The sequence below is a fragment of the Streptomyces sp. NPDC023573 genome, from assembly GCF_055559735.1.
Window position 1 is genome coordinate 1 of the sequence record NZ_JBVHKB010000024.1, and the last position, 19,566, is coordinate 19,566.

Here is a 19,566-nt window from a genome sequence, read left to right on the forward strand (position 1 = left end):
AGACGGTCTTGCACGGCGGGAAGTCGTGCGGCAGGTACTCCCACGGAATGCCGGTGCGATTGACGTAAAGGATCGCATTCACGATCTCCCGCAGTCCATGGACCCGAGCTGCCGTTCCGGGCCCGGTTCGCCTGGCTCGCCAGGCGGTGAAGACGGGTTCGATCAGAGCCCAGCGGGCGTCGGAGACATCACTGCGGTAGGGGCGACGAGCGTTCACCCCTCGTCCAACGACCACCAACCCCGGCAGTCACAAAATCATCCCGAACTACCAACTACATAGATCAGATGCCCTCTTAGCTGCTGCCTCCGGATCGCTTGCACCCTGCGCGGGCATCACGTCGTGGCTCCGTGAGCAGTCGGAGAAGGTCATCAGGTGGACGATGTCCCCGGTCGACATGATCCCGGAGCGGCCCTCTCGTCAGGTTATTCGGGGAACGGGCCGCGTACCGAGACTCCGCCGTCCAGCACGATCTGCTGGCCGGTGACGTAGCCCGACTCGTCCGAGGCCAGATATACGGCCGCAGCGGCCATCTCCTCCGACGTACCGAAGCGGCCTGTCGGGATCTCCGGGATCCAAGCGCCGGAGGGGTCGGCTTTGCCGACGGCAGTGCCGATCGCCCCACCCGCGACGATGTTCATCCGGATGCCGTCGGCCGCGTACTCGGCCGCAACGGTGCGCGCCAGGCTGTAGAGGCCGGCCTTCGCCGCGCCGTAGCCGGCCTGCTTCGGTGCGGCCATGAATCCGGTCACCGAGCCGATGCTGATGATGTTCCCGCCGGTGCCTTGTTCCACGTACAGCCGCAGTACGCGCCGCACCGCGCGAGCCACGTAGCGCAGATTCAGGTCGTAGACGGTGTCCCAGTCCTCATCGGTCATCTCGTGCAGCTTGACCGCGGGTACGAAGGCCACTTGTCCGCCGACCACGGTGACCAGGACGTCCAGCCCACCAAGCTGTGCGGCTGCACCGACGATCACGGCTTCAAGCTGTTCGAGGGAGCGGACGTCGCCGCTCAGCGCATGGGCGGTGTGTCCGGCCCTCTGCAGTTCGTCCGCCGCCTCGGTCGCCCGTCCGGCGTTTACATCGGCCACTGCCACCGCGGCCCCGGCGGCCGCACAGGCACGAATTACGGCCCGGCCGATCCCTGCCCCGCCGCCCCCGATCACTAGGATCCGCTTGCCGTCGAGTCTGTTGGTCCCGGCCATGAACTCTCCACTCTTGTCAGGTCGCCAAGGTTAGCCTCGGTGCCCATGGTCCGAGCGAAACGGATCGGAGGAGCGGCGGGAGGCAGGGCGCGGCAATCCCCCGGAACGGCTCCAGCAGACCGGTCGGATGATCTACACCGCGACATCGGCAAGGTGTCCTGGGCGAACCCGATTGCGGCGCAGTTCGGACCATTGTGACAGGTCACCCTCGCCAACTCCCAGCACGCGTTACCAACGAGGAAGTTGCACCGCTACCTGCGCTGGCACGACCAGAACGTGAGGCACCCGGATCTCCTGGCCGCCCAACGGCGCGAAGGCGCCCGAGTCCGCAGCGAGAAGGGCGTCCGCTGGGGGACGGCCGCAAAGGGCTGCGCCCGGACGCCGCACCCTCAGCTGAGGATCTCGGCCGCCTTGGTCATCGACCCTCCTGCGTCACCGGTGTTCATCGTTCCCGCTGGTTCAAGCAACAGGATCGCGGTCTCCTCATCAGCCACGGTGCAGTGTTCGACCCCGCGGGGAACGACGAACAGCTCGCCGGGTTCCAACACCACCTCGCCGCCTCGGAGCTGGATGGTGAGCCGCCCGCTGATGACCAGGAGCAATTCATCGGTGTCCTCATGTGTGTGCCAGACGAACTCCCCCTTCAGTTTGGCCAGTTTGACCTCGTAATCGTTGACCACCGCCACCTTCTTCTGCGACCACAGCTCGCTGAACTGAGCGAGCTTGTCTGCGAGGTTGACTGCAACATCTGGCGTGGGCATACGGCATCCTTCCTCAGGACCGGGTACGGGGAGCGGCCTCTCTGGCCCTCCGGCCGGTGCTACGAGACTGCCGCCCTCGGACTCAGCCCGTCTTGTACGTTCCTGGCATGGCCCCTGAGCGCCCCCGCATGTCCATCAGCGCCTGGCGACCACCGGTTCCCGGGATCGCTGAGGTCTTCCACGCCCACTTCACCGACCACGCTTACCCGGCCCATACCCACGACACGTGGGACCTGATGATCCTCGACGACGGCTCCGTGGACTTCGCCCTCGACCGTCGCCGCCACGGGGCGACCGGGAGCACCAGCGTCCTCTTACTTCCTCCCGGCGTCCCCCATGACGGACGAACCGTCACCGCGTCCGGGTTCCGCAAGCGCAACCTCTACCTCAACGACTCGATACTCCCGCAGCATTTGGCCGGCCGGGCGGCGGACACCCCGGTCCTCAGCGATGAACTACTGCGCGGCCGAATCGACCAGCTGCACAACGCTCTCGTCCATCCCGGAGACGGATTCGAAGCCGAGTCCCGCCTCTCGTTCATCCGCGAACGGCTCCACTTCCACCTCGTGGCGCTCCAGCCTCGCCCACCGGGGCGTGAGACGAACCGGATCGCCGCTCAGCTGCGGGAATTACTGGACTCACGGACCCACGCCGGCCTTTCCCTGCACGAGGCCGCGGCCACCCTGCATGCCCACCCCACCCACCTGATCCGCTGCTTCAAGCAGACATACGGCCTTCCGCCGCACGCCTACCTCACAGGCAAGCGCATCGAACACGCTCGTCGCCTCCTCCTCGACGGCCACCGGCCTGCCGAGGTCGCCACAACCGTCGGATTGCACGACCAAGCCCACCTCAACCGACACTTCACACGCCACGTGGGCACCACACCCGCGCGCTATCAGAACACTCGCACCGGTGCGTACCCAACTATCTTCTGAGCCCCGCATCGGATGCTCGCCGCCGAACGCCCCAATAGCCTCCGCCTGTGAAAATCCACCCGACAAACCTATGCGGTCAGAGCACTATTACTCCAGCCGGACTTTGGCGTTTTGCCTGGTCACCGGCTTGGGCGTGGGGAGTGTAGCGGGGTGGTGCCGGGTGTGAGGCGGGTTCGTGCGGCCCGGCCCGCGAACGACCGCCCGCGTCGCGCACCAGCGTGGTCGACATCGCGCTCCCCCTTTCGGTCTCCTCAGAAGCTCGCTGGCAGACTGTCAAGCGTGTCGAGACACGGCTTCGTAACCGCAAGGTCTGCAGTGCCGCGGAGCTTGCCAGGACAGCGGTGAAGGCTGCTGAAGCTCAGTACATCGCCCCTGCCCGGCGGGAAGCTGGCCGCCGCCATGGTGGTCAGCCTCGCGAAGGGGGTGATGGCCCTCGATGAGAAGATCGCCGAGATCGACGCCCTGATCGAGGGCCGGTTTCACGAGCACCGCGCGCGGAAGCGATTCTCAGCCTGCCCGGCATGGGCAAGCAGATGAGGGCGACGTTCATCGCGGCCACCGGCGGCGACGTGGACGCTTTCGGAAGCGCCGACCGGCTCGCCGGCTACGCCGGCCTGGCACCGGCACCACGTGACTCCGGCCGTGTCAGCGGCAACCTCCGCAGACCCCGGCGCTTCCACCGCGGCCTGCTCATCGCGATGTACTTGTCCGCCCTGCCCAGTCTCAAGAACTGCCCGGCCTCCAAGGCGTACTACGCGCGCGAACGCTCCGAGGGAAAAGTGCACAAGCGGCGCTGCTGGCGCTCGCCCGACGCCGCGTCAACGTCCTGGAGTGATGATCCATGACGGAGCGTGATACCAAGCAGCACCCTGGTCACGGCGGCGGTTGACAACCGAATTGGGAGCCTGTCCTTATGCCGAGATCAGTTGATCCAATGCCGCACGTCATCTAACGTTCCGATACGGAACATTCTGCATATGGAACACATGATGACGCGACCTCGTATGAAGGAGTTCCATGGGGCCTCAGTCCCTGCCGGTTCGCAGCATGCAGGTGCCCCGCTTTCTTGCTGCGTCCTGCGTCGCGGGTCAGGTACGCGCGCCGATGCAATCTGCGCGTGCGGCCGCCGTGAGTGCCTCGGTACTCCTCCCCATCAGCACTGACGAACTTGTCCGGCTCACGGGTGGGCTTCTGCTCCCGGTTCGCCCATGACGAAGGGGTCCGTAGGCTCGGGGACGGATCTGTCCGGGCAGGTGGCTCTGGTCACGGGTGGCTCGACCGGGCTCGGCCGGGCTATCGCGCTGGGCCTGGCGTCCGCCGGGTGCACGACGGTGGTGGCCGGCAGGCGGCCAGAGGTGTGCCGTGAGGCGGCGGCTGCTATCGCTGCCCGGACGGGCGGTGCTGTTGTGGGCCTGGCCTGCGACGTGACCGAGGAGGACGAGGTTCACCATCTCGTCGAGGAGATCGTCACCGAGTACGGCCGGGTGGACGTGCTGGTGACCAGCGCCGGGGTCCAGGCCCGAGGCGAGCTCGGGGCGCTCGATGCTGCCACGTTGCGTCGCTGTCTGGATGTCAATGTGGTCGGTACCTTCCTCGCCTGCCAGGCGGTCGTGCCGGTGATGCGCAGCGCCGGGTACGGCCGCATCGTCACCTTGGCCAGCGCTCTCGGGCTCGTCGGCGCCGCAGGTCGGGCAGGCTACGCGGCGAGCAAGGGGGCCGTCGTCCAACTCACCCGCAGCCTCGGTGTTGAACTCGCCGGCACCGGCATCTGTGTCAACGCGCTGGCTCCGGGGCCCTTTCGCACACCGTTGAACGACGGCATCGATGACGACCCGCAGGTACGGGACTTCCTCGATCACCAAGTCCCCATGGGGCGCTGGGCAGACCCCCAGGAACTGGTCGGTGCGGCAGTCCTGCTGGCCGGCCCAGCGGCCTCCTTCCTCACGGGTGCCGTACTTCCGGTCGACGGAGGCTGGACCGCCCACTGATAACGACGGTCCTCATCTGCCCCGGCCCAGATCGCTCATGAGAGCGGGGGCCGTCGACGGCCGGCGGGTTCGGCGGTCCGGCCAGTACTGCAGCAGGTACTTCTCCATCCTGTAGGCCAATCCGTCCCTGGCGCACACCTCGGCCGCCTCCGCGCGCCCTGCGCAGTACGCCCGCACCCTGTACGCGCCGGGGCGGGGACCCGTCATCCGTCAGAAGCGCTCGTAGGTGGTGTCAGACTCGTTTCTGCGCGGCAGACCCTCGTCCACCAGGACACGGCGCAGGATCACCCCGTCGTCGGACCATTCGCCGCAGATCGGCGGCTGGAGTCGGCGGCAGGACGCGCACGGAGAATCGCTCCGGTGGACAGCAGCGTCGAAGCGAGGACCAGAGCGAATGTCGCGGCGATCACCGTGACCAGGATCCACGGGGAGCCGCCCGGCAGCCCGGAGCCGAGGATGCTCAGGCTCAGCGGCACCAGTGTGGCGGCGGCGACGAGCAGGCCGAGGAGCAGGCCGGCCACTGAGATCATCAGCGCCTCCACGGTCGTCATCCCCAGGACCTGTCGGCGGGTGGCGCCGATCAGACGCTGGAGCATGAACTCCCTGCGCCGCTCCGTCGTCGCCAGGATCTGCGTGTTGAGCAGGGAGATGACCGAGTAGCCGACCACCACACCGAGGATCAGATACGCCATCCATGCCTGGGTGTCGTCCGATTCGGCCTGTACGGCTCCGAGGGCCGCCCGGTCGGCGAGGTGCAGGCCGGGGTGCCGATGCGTCAGCTCCGTGAGCCTGGCGCTCAGCCGGCCGATGTCGGTGTCCGGGGCCGCGCTGACCAGGATCGTCGGGACCAGACCCGCGTCGGTGTGGCCGAGCAGCAGCGATGCCGGTACCAGGGCCGTCTCGTAACCTCGTGGTCCGTCCACCGTGGCCACCAGCCGCAGATGTACCCGGCTGCCGTCCCCGAGCCGCATCGCGATCGTGTCGCCGATCGTGTGGCCCTGCGCGTAGCGGGTCGGCAGGACGACCGAGTCCCCGCGTAGCGCGTCGAGGTCACCGCTGGAGGCGCGGAAGGCCGTCGTACGCGCGGCTCCCTCGGGGGTGATGCCCTGGAGGGACAGTTCGGTGGGTTGTGGGCCCGCCGATTCCGTCTCGCCGTCCGACGTCCCTTCGTCCCGGTTGCCCGGTCCGGCCATGGGCTCGTCGGGCTCCAGGTAGCCGACACCAGGGATCTGCGCGGTGGCCGCGGCAACGCCCGGCAGCTCCCTGATGGCGTCGACCGTGGACAGCGGCACCCCGCCGGAGTCCGAGGTGACCACCAGGTCGGCCCGCAGGCTGTCGTCGAACGCCTTCTTCGCGCCGTCCGACTGAGTGGTCTGCATGTAGGTGAGTCCAAGGGCCAGGCCGGAGGCGAGCATGACGGGCAGCGCCGCCGCGGTCAGCCGGGTGGTGTGCGCCTTGGCGTTACGGGTGGCGAGGTGACCGGCCGGCCCGAGCCAGCGTTCGGCAGGACGGCGCAGTGCGGCGACGACGGCCCGGACGAGCACCGGACCGAGGAGCCCGAAGCCGACCGCCCACACCATGGCCGCCGGGGTCGCCACTCCTGCCGCGTCGGGCCCGGCCGAAGCGGCAGTGCCCATCGCCAGCGCGATTCCGCCGGCCACGCACAGCAGTCCCACCACCAGGCGGAAGCGGCTGAGCCAGCGGCGCTGGAGACCGGCTTCGGCGAGCGCCGCGGTCGGCCGGGTACGCACCGCGCCCTGCGCCGCGATGAGGGCCGCGCCGATCGCGGTGAGCAGCGCGGTACCGACGCCGACGATCAGCGGGACGGAGCCGGCGCGGTACGCGATGGCGTCGGGCACGGCGCCCGCGTCGCTGAACGCGGTGAGCAGCCACCGGCCGAACGCGGGACCGGGGAGGCAGGCGAGTGCGGTGGCGAGCACGGCGAGGACCATCGTCTCGCCGAGGATCAGCCGGCGCAGTTGCCCTGGGGTGGCACCGATGGCGCGCAGCAGGGCCATTTCGCGTCGTCGTTGCTGGATGGAGAGGCCGAGTGTGCCGGAGACGACGAAGACGGTGACCATGGCCGACAGCCCGCCGAAGGACGCGGCGAGGGGGATCAGATCGCTGCCGTCGGCGAGGACCTCGGGGTTCTCGGCCAGGCCGCGGTCGTCGCCGGTCAGAACGGTGATCTGCGCTCCTGCGGTCGGCTGCCGGGCGACCTTGTCGCGTATCCGCTCCGCGATCTCCTGCCGGTCGGCCCCGGCGGCGGGGAAGACGCCGATGGTGTCGGTCGTGCCGGGGTGACCTGAGGCGCGGGCGGCCTCCGCGTCGGAGAGGAAGACGTGCGCGCCGTCTTCGGGCCCGGTGGCCAGGCCGGAGATCTCGAAACTCCTGGCCTCGCCGCCCGCCGTCAGCTCAACGCGCTCGCCGGGCCGTACTCCGGCCCGCTCGGCGAGGCCGGCGCCCAGGACGATCCGGTCGGACCCGGTGGGCGCGGTGCCGGCGGAGAGGTCGTACGGCGCGAGTCTGGCGGACGACCAGCCGTGGCCGGTCACCTTCGTGCCAGGAGTGCGGGCGAGGCCGACCGGGAACGACACGTCCTTCACGGCCATGGCGACACCCGGCACCGACTCGAGCTCCTCGGCCAACTCGTTTTTCAGGCGCGGGCGTTCGGTGAAGACAAGTTCGCGCTCGGTGCCGAGGTAGCGCTGGTCGCCGGTGACCACGACGGGCGCCGCGGCCAGCCGCTCGGGCGGGGCCGTGTTGTGGATCCCGGTCTCCAGCAGCCCGCCGCAGCCGATCACGATCGTGGCGCCGAGGAACAGTGCGATGAACGAGGCGATGAAACCGTGTGTGTGGAAGCGCAGGGTGCGCAGCGCGATCCTGATCATCGCCGGCCCCCGGCTTCATGTGCTGTGAGGCGTACTGCGGCGCGGGGGGCTGGCCGGGCGGCGGCCCGGTCGTCGTCCCAGGCGCCGAGGTGCGCCATCTGCGCGGCCACCTGTTCGACGGTCGGCCGCTCCAGGGAGCCGGCCAGTCGGCCGTCAGCGAGGAACAGCACGCGGTCCGCGTGCGCGGCGGCCACCGAATCGTGGGTCACCATGACAATTGTCTGGCCCGCGTCCTCCACAGCCTCGCGCAGCAGCGACAGCACCTCACTCGCGGTACGGGTGTCCAGCGCACCGGTCGGTTCGTCGCCGAAGATCACGGCCGGACGGGTGATCAGCGCCCGTGCGATGGCGACGCGCTGCTGCTGGCCGCCGGAGAGTTCACCGGGGCGGCTGTCGCGGCGGGTGCCGAGGCCGACCCGGCCCAGTACGTCGTCGACGGCGGCCCGTTCCGGACGGATACCGGCCAAGCGCAGAGGCAGGGTGATGTTGTCGACAACGGTGAGGACGGGCAGCAGGTTGAATGACTGGAAGATGAAGCCGATCCGTTCACGACGCAGTTCGGTCAGCCTGCGTTCCTTGAGGCTCCCGAGGTCGGTGCCGTCGAGCCGTACCGTCCCCGCCGTGGGCCTGTCGAGTCCGGCCGCGCAGTGCAGGAGGGTGGTCTTGCCCGAACCGGAGGGGCCCATCACCGCGGTGAAGGTGCCCTGCTCGAGGGCGATGTTCACATCGTCGAGCGCGGTGACCCGGTTCTTCGGCGCTCCGTAGAGCCTGCTCACCGAATCGAGGCTGATGACCGGCTCCGCGTGCTGCTTCCGTGTCTCGTTCATGGTGTTCATGTTGGTCGCCGAGGTACGGGTGCCGACAGGCTCGACAGGTTGAACTCCGTGTCCACCGGTCGGTGGACACGGCACCGGTCACCGCGGCCGGCTGGTGGCGGTTCGGGGCGGGGCTGTTACGCGGTGGGGCGGGACGCGCGCGTGTCCCGCCCCCGGGCGTACCAGTAGGCCCTGTTCCAGCGCCACGACCACCGCGTGGGTCCGGTCGCTGACGTCGAGTTTGGCGAAGAGCCTCACCGACGATGGCGATGCCGGGGACGCCGGCCAGCAGCGCGGCGACTCCCGCGCGCATCACGGTGTGGTCGTCCGCCAGGACGACACGGATCGGCCCCTCGTCCTCGGACATGCGTCACTCCTGACCGGTCGTGGATACGGGCGTTCCAGGTGCCTGGTACGTCCCGATGGTCTCCGCTGTCTCAGGCGCCCCTGCTGTCCCCGCCGCTGCCGGCGCCGGGAGCGAGGCGAGGACACGCGTACCGTCACCGAAGGAGCTGGTGACCGTGAGTTCGCCACCCATCTCCGCCAGCCGCTTGCGCATTCCGTCCAGGCCGAAGCCGAGCGACTCCTCGACCACGAAACCACGCCCGTCGTCGGTGATCTCCAGTTCGACGGCCTGCTGGTGACGCGCCAGGACAACGCCGACTGCCGAAGCATCGGCATGCTTGCGTATGTTGGCCAGCGACTCCTGCGTGCAGCGCAGCAACGCGATCCGCGCCGTCTGGTCGCAGTCGATGTCCGGCAGTTCCGCGCTGACGGCAAGCCCCGTGTCCTCGGTGAACCTGTCCAGGGTCCGGCCGAGGGTCTCGGCGAGCGAGCCCGCTGCCAGGGTCCCGCTCGGGGCGGAGCCGACGAGGATCCTGGCCTCGGTGAAGTTCTCTCGGGCGGTCCGCTCGATCGAGAGCAACTGCTGGGTCCGCTTGGCGGAATCGGAGTCGGCCGAGGACCGGGCCGCCTCCGCCAGCACAATGATCGACGCGAACCCCTGGGCGAGGGTGTCATGGATGTCGCGGGCGAGCCGTTCGCGTTCCTCCGCAGCGCCCTGGCGCTGATACGCCTCCATGAGGCGCTGCTGAGCGCTCTCCAGCTCCGCGCTGAGCTGGGCGGCACGCATGTCGCTCTGTCCGACGAAGCGGTGCACCCACAGCCCGAGGACAGCACCCGCTGCGAAAGCCGCAACGGTGATGACGTTGTTCCCGGTGAGGAACTGCGGGCTCCATCCCTGCGGCAGCGTCCCTCCGAACACCGTGGCCAGCGCGGCGAGTCCGCTCAGAACGACCGAGGAGCGTGCGTCGCGCGCGTGGATCCAGAAGAGCGGCAGCGACACGATGTACAGCGCAGCCGCGCCCTCCAGCACATAGGACACCCGCCCAATCCGAGGGCGAAGGCGCTCAGGAGCATCAGCTGGTGGAGCGCGGGACCGCTTCGCAGGGCGAACAGTGCCCCGCAACAGAGCGCCGGCGCAGCCAGCACCCCCACCGACCAGTACTTCTGCGTGTCGGAGGAGTCCAGTACCGCGAGGGTCGTGGGCAGCAGGCCCAACAGGACCCAGGAGACAGCGTTCCAGCGGGCGAAGGAAGTCGCGTGGGGCCGGTCGTTCGCCTGCGACTTGGCAATCATGCAGTGAGCTTACTTTTCCGCCCAGCTGCACGGCGGCCGTACGCTGAGCGCGCCCCGTGCAGCCGCCCCGCGCGGGGTTCGGTCTTGGGACTGGTAGGCCCGCATCTTGAGGTGTCGCGTGTTCGTAGCTGAGGCATACGGACCATGACGCTGGGTGAGAAGTCGGGCCGGCTGATTGGGGCTGGCATGATCGCGCGGTGAGTGATGCAAGGTGCTGGCCGGGGAGGCCGTTGAGTCACATGTCCGTGCGTTCTTCGAGGGGCATCCGTTTGGGGCCGACGTCTGCGACCTGGGGCCGGAACGGCGTGAGGTCCGAATGAAGGCCCGCCAGAGGCACGGGCCTCGGGGAAAGATAGACGCAGCCGTTGGCGACGGCACCGAGCATGGTCGGGTTCGCGGCGGGCGCTGCCTGACAGCCCTGTAATGATCACCCGATAAAGGCGGTGCGGAGAATGTCGGGTGACCGGGCCGGTGTCGCTCCAGGATGGGGGCATGGATGACACGACCTTGGTATCCCGTTTCCTCCGCGACGGCTTCGTCAAACTGGAAGGCGCTGTCGCGCCGCGCGTCGCCGCGGACTGCGCGCGGCTGCTGTGGCGGGAAACGGGCTGCGACCCGGACGATCCGTCGACATGGACGCAGCCCGTGCACTGGGTGCCCGGCATGGGGCAGGGGCCATTTGCCGCCGCACCCAACTCCCCGGCTCTGCACCGCGCGTACGACCTGCTCGTCGGCGAGGGGCGCTGGGAGCCGCGCTACTCGCTGGGCACGTTCCCGCTGCGTTTCCCGCACGAGGAGGAGCCGGGCGACGCGGGCTGGCACATCGAGGGGAGCTATCTGCCGGAGGGCGAGAGCTGGTACTTCACGAATCTGCGTTCTCGGGGCCGGGCGCTGCTGATGCTGTTCCTGTTCAGCGAGGTCGGTGAACAGGACGCCCCGACCCGGATCCGGGTCGGCTCGCACCTGGACGTGCCGAAGGTGCTGGAGAAGTACGGGGAGGACGGGGCGAGCGGGCTGACCCTTGCCCCCGATCTGGTGGCGGCCTCCGACCACCGGCCACTCGCCCTTGCCACCGGGTCCGCGGGCGACGTCTTCCTGTGCCATCCGTTCCTGGTGCACGCAGCGCAACCGCACCACGGAGTGCGGCCACGCTTCATGGCCCAGCCGCCGCTGCTGCCGGCCGCACCGTACGAACTGGAACGGGCCGACGGCGCGCACTCGCCCGTGGAGATCGCGATCCGCCGGGGCCTGGGACATGACACCCCCGCACCAAGCGGGGACAGCATCGACGACAGCGCCGGATAGGCGTGCTTCACGACCGTCGCCGGCAAGGTGGTGGTGAAAAGGGAAAAGAACAAGGTGGACAGGCATGCTGGAGCGGCTGAACCAGGCCATGGAGCACATCGAGCGTCAGCTGGACCAGGCTATCGACGTGGCCGAGCTGGCACGCATCTCGGCCACTTCGGAGCACCACCTGCGCCGAATGTTCTCCGCGCTCGCGGGCATGCCGCTGCCGGAGTACATCCGACGCCGCCGGCTGACCCTCGCCGGGGCCGAAGTCTTCGCGGGGCACGACACGCTGCTGGAGATCGCCGTGCGTTATGGCTATGGCTCCGGCGAGGCGTTCGCGCGGGCGTTCCGCGCCATGCACGGCGTCGGACCGGGCGAGGCCCGGCGTACCGGCGCCGCACTCATCTCCCAGTCCCGGATGGCCTTCCGCCTCACCATCGAAGGGAGCAGCCGCATGCGCTACCGCGTCGCGGACAAGGCGGGCTTCACCGTCGTCGGACTCAAGACCCGGATACCGCTGGTGCATGCCGGCCCGAACCAGGCGATCATGGAATTCGTCCGTGGGATCGACCCGCGGACCCTGGATCTTCTGGAGAAACTGTCCGACCAGGAGCCGCACGGCATCGTCACGGTCTGCGACGGCATGGACCCCAGCCGCACCGAGGGCACCGAACTCGACTACCGCCACGGCGTGATCACCTCCGCGACTGCTCTGGAGGGCACGACCGCGTTGGAGGTCCCGGCCGGCACCTGGGCCGTCTTCACCACCTCTGGGCCGGCACCACGGGCCATCCAGGAGCTGTGGCGGGACGTGTTCACCGAGTGGTTCCCCTCGAACCCATATAGCACCCGCACCGGCCCCGAGATCCTGCGAACCCGCCTGTCGCCGGACAAGACCGAGGCCGACGCCGAACTATGGCTCCCGGTCGAGCCCGAGCACGGCTGAACGCAACTGGTCCAAGCCGACCGAGGACCGACCGGAACCAGGCGTGATGTTACTGGAACGCCGCGAGAGCGGCGCTGGGGCTTCCTGCGGGGGCCTACAGGGAGAGGATCGCCCAGAGCCGGCGCCCGTCGTCGGCGGTGTCGGTGCCGCACGTCATCGCGCCACGGGCGGTGAGCTCCGGCAGGACGGCATCGTCCGTGACGGCGAGGCCGGGCCGGTGGGACAGGGCGACGATGAGCGCCTGGCGGTCCTGGTCGGCGAGGTGGACGGAGACCCGGCGCCCGCCGTCCGCGACGGCGGTGCGCACCAGGAGCTCGGTCAGGGCGGCGGCAGTCTGGTCGGCTTCCCGGTAACCCCATTCATGGAGCCGGTCCAGCACGTGCCCGGTCGCCTTTTTCGCGGACCACGGGGCGGCCTCCAGCGACCAGTTGGCGCTGCGCCGGTTGCGGACCTGCATCCGGGCCCTGGCCGTCCCTTGCAGGCCGGTCTCCGGGCGCGGTGGGGAGAGAGGGCGCTTCGGCGGGGGCGGGGTCTTGGGCGGGTAATCCGGGGTGTGCTCGGTCATGTCCACCTGAACTCCCAGCGTCGGCGCAGAGCTTCATGGTAGGGCTGGAGACGCGCCCGGTCAGCGCATCCGGACGACGATCAGTATGCCCCGGTGGCCGGGCCGTCGTGGTCAGCCGGGCGAAGCTGCCGCACGTGTGGGCGCGGAGCGGCTGCTGGACCGGCCGGAGTGGGTGGAGTGGCGGGGCGGGCGCGCGCGCCAGCACGTGGCGGCGTAGACCGTGGCGCGGCGAATGCGGTGCGGCCGGTGGTGTCGGTTCAGCTCAGCAGTCCGGTGTCCGGCCGCCTGACCTCGCAGGGCTCGATGCCCGGCCCCCGTCGCCGGGTTGGCGTGTGCTGGCGCCGTGGTCCGCGCTGGTTGGCGGTGACGGCTCGGTGGTCCGGGCCCTGGGCCTGGGCGAAGAGGTCTCATTCGCCGGGGTGTCCGGCCAGTCGGTGCAGGAGGATGACGGGCGGTCCTGTGCCGCCCCAGTCGCGGCAGGACAGGCGGACGCCGTCGCGCTCCACGGCGCCTTCGGGCCAGGTCATACAGGTCTTCTTCTGGAGCTGGCGAAGGGGTGATCAGAAGCGGAACATTTCGGCGAACCGGCAGAGAAGGGCAGGGTCGCCTTCCAGGCGCACGCTGCCGTCAGCGATGACATTGTCGGGGGTCGTGCTGCCGCTCATCAGCGCACGGACCGGGTGGCCGGACACGCGCTCGACGACGAGGTCAGGAGCCGGATGCGGGCCGAAGCCGACAGCCAGCGCACCGTCGGTGATGTGGAGATGGAGGGTGAACTCGCCCAGGCGGACCTCGAAGCCGACGGTGGCTCCCTGGGCTGCTTCGGGCCGGTATGCGGTGCGGAAGGACATGGCCGCGGCCCCGGCGGTGATGACTTCGCCGGGGCGGGGCTCGGTCGTTGTCCGAGCTCCCCAGCGACCCAGTGCGATGAGCGCAGGTTCGAGATCCTGCCCGTAGTCGGTGAGTTCGTAGACGACCGCACGTTCGGGGTGCGGCAGTGCGCGACGGGTGGCCAGCCCCGCCTCTTCGAGGTCCTTGAGACGGGTCGCCAGGACGTTGGTGGGGATGGCGGGCAGGCCCCTGAGCAGGTCCGTGTAGCGCTGAGGCCCGTTGAGCAGGTTGCGGACGATCAACATCGTCCACCGTTCACCGATTACTTCCATCGCCCGTGCCAGTCCACAGAACTGTCCGTACTCGCGAGACGTCATGATGCAGATCCTAACCAAGGATTTCATTGACAAAGTGCGCTTGCAAAAGACAAGCTCACATCTCATTCAACTGTGAACAGTTTTCAACTACTTAGGGGTATTCGCATGTCCGCAGGACGCAAGATCGTGGCCGGGCTGTTCATCTCGATGGACGGTGTCGTGGAGGGCCCGGAGAAGTGGGGCATGCCCTACAACACCGGCGAAGCCGCCGCGGCAGTGACCCGACTGTTCGACGACGCCGACACCGCCCTGCTGGGCCGCAGCACTTATCAGATGTGGAGCTCGTTCTTCCCTAGCATGACCAACGAGCAGATACCTACCGCCGATTGGATGAACGCCGCACCGAAGTACGTCGTCTCCTCCACCCTCACCGAGGTCGGCGAGTGGCAGGGCAGCCGCCTGATCACAGGCGACGACATCGCCGGCCAGATCAGGGCCATCAAGCAGCAGCCCGGCGGCAACATCAACGTCGGCGGCAGCATCACCCTCGTCCAGTGGCTCATGAGCAACGACCTTCTGGACGACCTCTACCTGCAGATCGCCCCCGTCATCGCCGGCACCGGCCGCACCCTCGCCGACGGCGAACAACTCCCCATGAACCTCGTCGCCACGCGCGCCTTCGACAACGGCGTCATCGAAGCCCACTACACCCCCCAGCCCCGCTGACCTGCCAGACCACTCCGCCCATCCGCCCCGTGCAAGGGGGGGAGGCATGCGGCTTCCCGCGGAATCCTCCACGGGAAGCCGCACTGCCTTTCGTCGAGGGCGGCCGGAAACGGGCACGGCAACACCGGGCCGAGAACTTCCCCGCCCTACACGGCTCGCTGGCCTTGCCCTGTTCCATGAGCTGGCGGGTAGCCCTGAGCTCACCCTGACGGAACTGCCACCGGCCTCGCGCTGTCAGGCGGCCGCGCCGAACCCCTTGGCACGCCGGTCCTGGACGCGGAGCTGAGCGAAGTCGCCGTCGTGTTCCAGGCCAGCCAGTGCGCTCCCGGAGACGCTTGGCCCACCGCGCACCTCCAGCAGGATTCGAACAGAAGGACTCGCCACGACATACCCCCATCGCGGTCGTGTTCACCACCCCGGGCAGCGTCTGCATCAAGCGGCAGGGACCGAGGCCGGCCAACCGCCGCGCGCTGGAAGAGTTCGTGGCCAGACGCTGAAAGGAGACGCCCTCCTCGCGGAGCAGAAGGCGCAGGCCCTCGTGGCTGATGTCGTCGACCACCCCCTCCGCGACCAGAAAGTCCGCCAACTTGGTCAGACTCCCAGCCGAAAAAGGCAGGTCGTGCTCGGTCGGCTTTGACTTCGCGATCTTCTTGATCTCGCGGCGCTCGGGTAGCGTGAAGGTCTTGGGCCGGCGGCCCTTGTACTTCGGATACAACGAGTCGAAGCCGTCGGCGTTGAAGTTGTGCAGCACGTCCCGGATCCGGGCCGCGCTGGTGAACGTCACTTCGGCGATCTTCGCCACCAGCATGCCCTGCGCGGACAACAGGACCATCTGGGCCCGCCGCCAGATCACCACCGACCCGGTGCCCCGGCGGATGATCCGAAGCAGCCGTCTGCCCTCGTCATCGTCGATCTCGCGCACGCGTACTCGTTCCGCCACCCGGACTGGGTGACGGCCACACGCCGCCCGGCACAGCACCGAGACGGCGCGTCACCTCACGGCAGGGCAAGCATCGCCTGACGCGGCATCAGCGAGGGCTACTGCTCCACGTAGGCGGCAAGATTCGTCAGGGAAGAGGCGAGCCCCGCGGCGTGGTCCTCCGCGGAGATGCCGTCCGGGACGTCCTCGGCAACGATGTCGACGCGCGCCCCCGCTTCGACAGCGGTGACCTCCCAGGTCATGGTCATCGTGCCGGCGAAGGCCGGATCGTCGGAGACGAAGTCCACCGCCTGCACAACCTGCGCACCGGGGACAATGTCGACGAAGCGAGCCTCGACGATGTCGGAATCCACGGTCGCTTTGCCCGGTGCTCCGGACGCGTCGGAATAGGTCAGCATCAACCGGTACGACCCGCCCGGCCGGGCATCGAATCGCTCGAACCTGCCAGTCATCCCGGCTGGAGGGAGCCATGCCGTGAGCGCCTCGCGATCGACGAGTGCGGCCCAGACGCGATCGGGTGGCGCAGCGATCACCCGCGATGCCCTGTCCGTACGTGGCATGGCGCGACCCTAGCACCTTCGCGCGCCCCTTGAGCCAGGGCTTCGCCGTGCACGGCGAAGCATGGCCATGCACCCGCCGCCCGCTCAAAGGCGCCGGCGTCGAACAGGGCAAACGTCGCCTGACGTGGCACTAGAGGTGTGGCAAAAGCCGACAGTGTGACATACGCCCGACTGGCGCAAGAGCTCGCGTGCCGTACGCAGGACCGTCGCCGCGGCCCCGGGCACACCGTCAGGCACGACCAAGTCTTCAACGAGGTCGTGCATGTCGGCGTAGCCGGTGACGAAGAGGTGGGCACGTTCGTCCGGGCCCGGGAACGGCAGCCGCTGCATGGTCATCCCCGAAGTCTTCCAGCGGCGCGCCCCGTACGGCACTGGCTTTACCAGGTCGTCGCTCAGCGTGCCGGGACGGAGTTCTCTCCCTCATCGAAATGGGCGCCGCCCCCGATTGCCCCGGGATGCTTGCGAGGGAGGCCGTTGCCATCACGGGCCGTGGTAATGAGCTTGTCGGTCCAGGCCGCGGTGACCCCGCCGGGGGAGCTTCCCTCCAGCCTGAAATGTCGTCGATCTCATGACGGGGTGATGCGTACGCTGCCTCCATGGCAAATTCGAAGACCGGTGCGACCTGCGACAGGCTGGTTCAGCTGGTAGCGCCGCCGGCCGCCCCGGTGGACGCCCACGGGGATTGGGCCCATGTGGAGGCCGCAATCGGTGCCCGGCTGCCCGACGATTACAAGCGACTCGTCGAAACCTACGGCTGGGGAGAGTTCTGCGACTTCCTCTACCTTCGGACGCCGTTCGGTACGAGCAAACACAACGGCATCGAGTGGCAGATCCCCCACCCCACCGATGCGCCCAAACAGGACCGCGAGCGCTATCCGTATCCGCTGCACCCGGCTCCAGGCGCGATGCTGATCTGGGGCAACACGATGGATGCCGACCGCCTGTGCTGGCTCACCGAGGGGGACCCCGAGAAATGGCCCGTCGTGGTGTGGAGCAGTGAAGGCTGGTACGAGACGCACGCCATGGGCGCGGCCGAGTTCATCGAGAGCTGGGCCTGCGGACACGCCGACTCTGGACTGCTCGCAGACATGGAGCCGGGGCTGACACCATGGTTCAACGCCTTCCGTCCCCGCACCCACCGATGCCTGCGCCTGTCCGAAGGCCCCTTCTCCCACCCCGAACGCCTGGAGCTCCTGCGCGAGGCACTGGCTCCCACCACCGACCGGGGCTCGTGGCACTCCACGCACGACGAAACGGGACAGGACCACTTCGCGACCGTCGATACCGACTGGTTGCTCACCTATGACGCCTCCCGCCCCCACCAGATCCGGATCGACTTCCCACCCGAAGACAGCGGACAGGTCCAGCAGCGCCTCCTCGCCGCTGTACACCGAATGGGGTGCGAGGTTCTTCGGATCACGACTGCGTCCGGAACATCGCTCCCGGCCTGGGACACGGCCACGGACGAAGACGAGGGTTAGCGAGAGAGCCGGCCTGGGACCGGGCCGCCTGTCTGGCGTAGCCATCACAGAAGCGCGGCCAGAACTCTCTGGCTAAGGGCTGTCCCGCAAAGATCTTGAAGTCGCCTCGGGCACGGTGGCCGCGGTGCGGCCCGCTTGCCTAACCAGCGAGAACGAGGTTGTGTATCCGGGCGATGCCGAGGATGGCGTGGTGGACGCCGTCGCCTTTGAGGCGGCAGTCGCGGAGGATCTTCCAGGTTTTCATGCGGGCGAAGACGTGCTCGACGCGGGCTCGGACCTGCTTGTGGAACTTGTTGTGTTCCTCTTTCCAGTCCGGGAGGTCACTCTGGCCACGCTCTCGGCGATGCGGGATGACCAGTCCGGTACCCGGGTAGCCGCCGTCGGCGATCGTGACCGTGTTGCCGACGGCGTCCTTGGCGCCGGACTCCTCTCACGCCTTGCAGTCGTTGCGGTTCCCGGCGAGCGGCCGGCCGACCACGACGACCAGCCGGGTGTCGGCATCGATGACGACCTGATGGTTGGTGGAGTACCAGTAGTTTTTCGACCGCTCGGCGATCGTGTGGTCGCGGGTGGGGGCCAGGGTGCCGTCCACGATGAGCACGGTGTCCTTGGCGAACCGCTTGCGGGGCTGGAGTGCGAGTAGGGGGCCGAGGTGGTTGATGACTCGGCCGGCCGTCGACTTCGAGACGCCGAACAGCGGAGCGAGCTGCCGCAACGTCAGATTGGTGCGCCAGTAGGTCGTGACCAGCAACACCCGGTCCTCCAGCGGCAGACTCCACGGCCGGCCTCGGTGGACCACATCTGCTCCCTCGCGCCGCAGCGTGGTCAGCAGCTTGCCGAAACTGTGCGGGCTCAGCCCCGCGAACGGGGCTATCCAGACGGCTCCGATGCCGTGATCACACTCGCCACATCATGATCATCACTCAGACCGGCCCAACGCCGAGACAATCCCCAGTTACGCTGATCGGGGCAGTCCACAGTGCGCAAGACCGGGGGAAAACGTGAACCGACCACTGCTGTTCCTCGACGTGGACGGGCCGCTCAACCCCTACGCGGCCAAGCCGGAGAGGCGCCCCGACGGCTACACCACACTCAGAGTCCCCCGGAATGATGCCCATGAGGACGACAGGAGCCTCTCCTCCCGACGACGCCCCCTGCGTGTCTGGCTCAACCCAGAGCACGGACGAACCCTGCTCCAGCTCGGCTTCGAACTGTGCTGGGCCACCACATGGATGGACGATGCCAACCGGTGGATCGCACCGGTCCTCGGCCTTCCGGAACTTCCCTTCGTGGACTTCGGCGACGTCCTGCTCCAGGAACGCCCTGATGGAGTCCACTGGAAGACCAGACCGCTGGTGGACTACGCAGACGGCCGTCCTTTCGCCTGGGTGGACGACGAGCAGAGCGAGCTGGATCGGACGTACGTGACCGCCCACCATCAAAGCCCCGGGCTCCTCCACCACGTCAACCCGCGGATCGGCCTACGGGAGAACGACTTCCGCACACTCGCCGACTACGCCCGGTCCCTGAACACCTCACGAACCACCGGCTGAACACCTCACCGGGGCTTCAGGCTGCTCCGTACTCAGAGCCAAGATCATTGCGGGACAGCCCTTACTGATCGTTTCAGAATGATTCCGGCCGAGAGCAGCACCCCCGTTGGCACTTGGGCAGCT

Annotated in this window: 16 protein-coding genes and 5 pseudogenes; 9 read left to right on the forward strand and 12 right to left on the reverse strand. The window is 68.5% G+C overall.

Translation table 11 applies throughout. The features are described from left to right. On the reverse strand, positions 1-217 hold a 217-nt coding region (locus ACZ32T_RS36395; RefSeq protein WP_467371798.1), incomplete at its 3' end, for a transposase. Positions 218-423: 206 nt separating this feature from the next. Continuing rightward, positions 424-1,203: an SDR family NAD(P)-dependent oxidoreductase gene (locus ACZ32T_RS36400; RefSeq protein WP_467371800.1), complete on the reverse strand. Its 780-nt coding sequence runs from the start codon at positions 1,201-1,203 to the stop codon at positions 424-426. 156 nt (positions 1,204-1,359) lie between these two features. Between ACZ32T_RS36400 and ACZ32T_RS36405 the strand changes: the two are divergent. Beyond that, positions 1,360-1,557: pseudogene (locus ACZ32T_RS36405) on the forward strand (IS630 family transposase); the annotation flags it as partial. Positions 1,558-1,592: 35 nt separating this feature from the next. Here ACZ32T_RS36405 and ACZ32T_RS36410 read toward each other — a convergent pair. Continuing rightward, positions 1,593-1,964: a cupin domain-containing protein gene (locus tag ACZ32T_RS36410; protein ID WP_467371802.1), complete on the reverse strand. Its 372-nt coding sequence runs from the start codon at positions 1,962-1,964 to the stop codon at positions 1,593-1,595. A 107-nt stretch (positions 1,965-2,071) separates the two neighbouring features. Between ACZ32T_RS36410 and ACZ32T_RS36415 the strand changes: the two genes are divergently transcribed. The 3 genes and pseudogenes from ACZ32T_RS36415 (at position 2,072) to ACZ32T_RS36425 (ending at position 4,890) form a co-directional block, all read left to right on the forward strand. Further along, entirely contained in the window at positions 2,072-2,902 is an 831-nt protein-coding gene (locus ACZ32T_RS36415; RefSeq protein WP_467371804.1) for a helix-turn-helix transcriptional regulator, read from the forward strand. Positions 2,903-3,180: 278 nt separating this feature from the next. Beyond that, positions 3,181-3,757 (forward strand): annotated as a pseudogene (locus ACZ32T_RS36420) (transposase); the annotation flags it as partial. A 353-nt stretch (positions 3,758-4,110) separates the two neighbouring features. Then, complete coding sequence (locus ACZ32T_RS36425) at positions 4,111-4,890, forward strand: SDR family NAD(P)-dependent oxidoreductase (protein ID WP_467371806.1); 780 nt, start codon at positions 4,111-4,113, stop codon at positions 4,888-4,890. Positions 4,891-5,174: 284 nt separating this feature from the next. Here the strand turns inward: ACZ32T_RS36425 and ACZ32T_RS36430 are convergent, their stop codons facing one another. From ACZ32T_RS36430 to ACZ32T_RS36445, 4 genes and pseudogenes are all read right to left on the reverse strand, one after another. After that, positions 5,175-7,781 (reverse strand): ABC transporter permease, encoded by a 2,607-nt coding sequence (locus tag ACZ32T_RS36430; RefSeq protein WP_467371807.1) that lies wholly within the window; start codon positions 7,779-7,781, stop codon positions 5,175-5,177. Beyond that, positions 7,778-8,617 (reverse strand): ABC transporter ATP-binding protein, encoded by an 840-nt coding sequence (locus tag ACZ32T_RS36435; protein WP_467371809.1) that lies wholly within the window; start codon positions 8,615-8,617, stop codon positions 7,778-7,780. Before ACZ32T_RS36435 ends, ACZ32T_RS36430 begins: the two co-directional genes overlap by 4 nt. Positions 8,618-8,846: 229 nt before the next feature. Then, positions 8,847-8,963 (reverse strand): annotated as a pseudogene (locus tag ACZ32T_RS36440) (DNA-binding response regulator); the annotation flags it as partial. A gap of 3 nt (positions 8,964-8,966) precedes the next feature. Then, the gene (locus ACZ32T_RS36445) at positions 8,967-9,980 is read right to left on the reverse strand and encodes a sensor histidine kinase (protein WP_467371811.1); all 1,014 of its coding nucleotides are present in this window, start codon (positions 9,978-9,980) and stop codon (positions 8,967-8,969) included. Between the two features lie 746 nt (positions 9,981-10,726). Between ACZ32T_RS36445 and ACZ32T_RS36450 the strand changes: the two genes are divergently transcribed. Both ACZ32T_RS36450 and ACZ32T_RS36455 read left to right on the forward strand, forming a co-directional pair. Next, positions 10,727-11,539 carry a phytanoyl-CoA dioxygenase family protein gene (locus tag ACZ32T_RS36450; RefSeq protein WP_467371813.1) on the forward strand — a complete coding sequence of 271 codons (813 nt, stop codon included), beginning with the start codon at positions 10,727-10,729 and terminating at the stop codon, positions 11,537-11,539. Between the two features lie 64 nt (positions 11,540-11,603). Then, a complete protein-coding gene (locus tag ACZ32T_RS36455; protein WP_467371815.1) occupies positions 11,604-12,470 on the forward strand; it encodes an AraC family transcriptional regulator in 867 nt (288 codons plus the stop codon). A gap of 94 nt (positions 12,471-12,564) precedes the next feature. On the opposite strand, the gene ACZ32T_RS36460 is transcribed toward ACZ32T_RS36455, so the two are convergent. Beyond that, complete coding sequence (locus ACZ32T_RS36460; protein ID WP_467371817.1) at positions 12,565-13,035, reverse strand: hypothetical protein; 471 nt, start codon at positions 13,033-13,035, stop codon at positions 12,565-12,567. A 560-nt stretch (positions 13,036-13,595) separates the two neighbouring features. Next, the gene (locus tag ACZ32T_RS36465; RefSeq protein WP_467371819.1) at positions 13,596-14,243 is read right to left on the reverse strand and encodes a winged helix-turn-helix transcriptional regulator; all 648 of its coding nucleotides are present in this window, start codon (positions 14,241-14,243) and stop codon (positions 13,596-13,598) included. A gap of 105 nt (positions 14,244-14,348) precedes the next feature. Here ACZ32T_RS36465 and ACZ32T_RS36470 point away from each other — a divergent pair, with 105 nt between their 5' ends. Beyond that, positions 14,349-14,909 carry a dihydrofolate reductase family protein gene (locus ACZ32T_RS36470; RefSeq protein WP_467371822.1) on the forward strand — a complete coding sequence of 187 codons (561 nt, stop codon included), beginning with the start codon at positions 14,349-14,351 and terminating at the stop codon, positions 14,907-14,909. Between the two features lie 469 nt (positions 14,910-15,378). Here the strand turns inward: ACZ32T_RS36470 and ACZ32T_RS36475 are convergent. Together ACZ32T_RS36475 and ACZ32T_RS36480 are read right to left on the reverse strand one after the other, a co-directional pair. Then, positions 15,379-15,849: pseudogene (locus tag ACZ32T_RS36475) on the reverse strand (helix-turn-helix domain-containing protein); the annotation flags it as partial. 98 nt (positions 15,850-15,947) lie between these two features. Then, positions 15,948-16,409 carry an SRPBCC family protein gene (locus ACZ32T_RS36480; protein WP_467371823.1) on the reverse strand — a complete coding sequence of 154 codons (462 nt, stop codon included), beginning with the start codon at positions 16,407-16,409 and terminating at the stop codon, positions 15,948-15,950. Between the two features lie 596 nt (positions 16,410-17,005). Here ACZ32T_RS36480 and ACZ32T_RS36485 point away from each other — a divergent pair. Next, positions 17,006-17,890 (forward strand): SMI1/KNR4 family protein, encoded by an 885-nt coding sequence (locus ACZ32T_RS36485; protein WP_467371825.1) that lies wholly within the window; start codon positions 17,006-17,008, stop codon positions 17,888-17,890. 139 nt (positions 17,891-18,029) lie between these two features. Here ACZ32T_RS36485 and ACZ32T_RS36490 read toward each other — a convergent pair. Continuing rightward, a pseudogene (locus ACZ32T_RS36490) lies at positions 18,030-18,799 on the reverse strand (transposase). Positions 18,800-18,891: 92 nt separating this feature from the next. Between ACZ32T_RS36490 and ACZ32T_RS36495 the strand changes: the two are divergent. Next, on the forward strand, positions 18,892-19,443 hold the full coding sequence (locus tag ACZ32T_RS36495) for a hypothetical protein (RefSeq protein WP_467371827.1): 552 nt from the start codon (positions 18,892-18,894) through the stop codon (positions 19,441-19,443). Positions 19,444-19,566 lie beyond the last annotated feature (123 nt).

Bases quoted from the DNA above. Each gene is read 5' to 3' on its own strand.
- ACZ32T_RS36400 (WP_467371800.1), bottom strand. From the start codon at position 1,203: ATGGCCGGGACCAACAGACTCGACGGCAAGCGGATCCTAGTGATCGGG.
- ACZ32T_RS36410 (WP_467371802.1), bottom strand. From the start codon at position 1,964: ATGCCCACGCCAGATGTTGCAGTCAACCTCGCAGACAAGCTCGCTCAG.
- ACZ32T_RS36415 (WP_467371804.1), top strand. From the start codon at position 2,072: ATGGCCCCTGAGCGCCCCCGCATGTCCATCAGCGCCTGGCGACCACCG.
- ACZ32T_RS36425 (WP_467371806.1), top strand. From the start codon at position 4,111: ATGACGAAGGGGTCCGTAGGCTCGGGGACGGATCTGTCCGGGCAGGTG.
- ACZ32T_RS36430 (WP_467371807.1), bottom strand. From the start codon at position 7,781: ATGATCAGGATCGCGCTGCGCACCCTGCGCTTCCACACACACGGTTTC.
- ACZ32T_RS36435 (WP_467371809.1), bottom strand. From the start codon at position 8,617: ATGAACACCATGAACGAGACACGGAAGCAGCACGCGGAGCCGGTCATC.
- ACZ32T_RS36450 (WP_467371813.1), top strand. From the start codon at position 10,727: ATGGATGACACGACCTTGGTATCCCGTTTCCTCCGCGACGGCTTCGTC.
- ACZ32T_RS36455 (WP_467371815.1), top strand. From the start codon at position 11,604: ATGCTGGAGCGGCTGAACCAGGCCATGGAGCACATCGAGCGTCAGCTG.
- ACZ32T_RS36460 (WP_467371817.1), bottom strand. From the start codon at position 13,035: ATGACCGAGCACACCCCGGATTACCCGCCCAAGACCCCGCCCCCGCCG.
- ACZ32T_RS36465 (WP_467371819.1), bottom strand. From the start codon at position 14,243: ATGACGTCTCGCGAGTACGGACAGTTCTGTGGACTGGCACGGGCGATG.
- ACZ32T_RS36470 (WP_467371822.1), top strand. From the start codon at position 14,349: ATGTCCGCAGGACGCAAGATCGTGGCCGGGCTGTTCATCTCGATGGAC.
- ACZ32T_RS36480 (WP_467371823.1), bottom strand. From the start codon at position 16,409: ATGCCACGTACGGACAGGGCATCGCGGGTGATCGCTGCGCCACCCGAT.
- ACZ32T_RS36485 (WP_467371825.1), top strand. From the start codon at position 17,006: ATGGCAAATTCGAAGACCGGTGCGACCTGCGACAGGCTGGTTCAGCTG.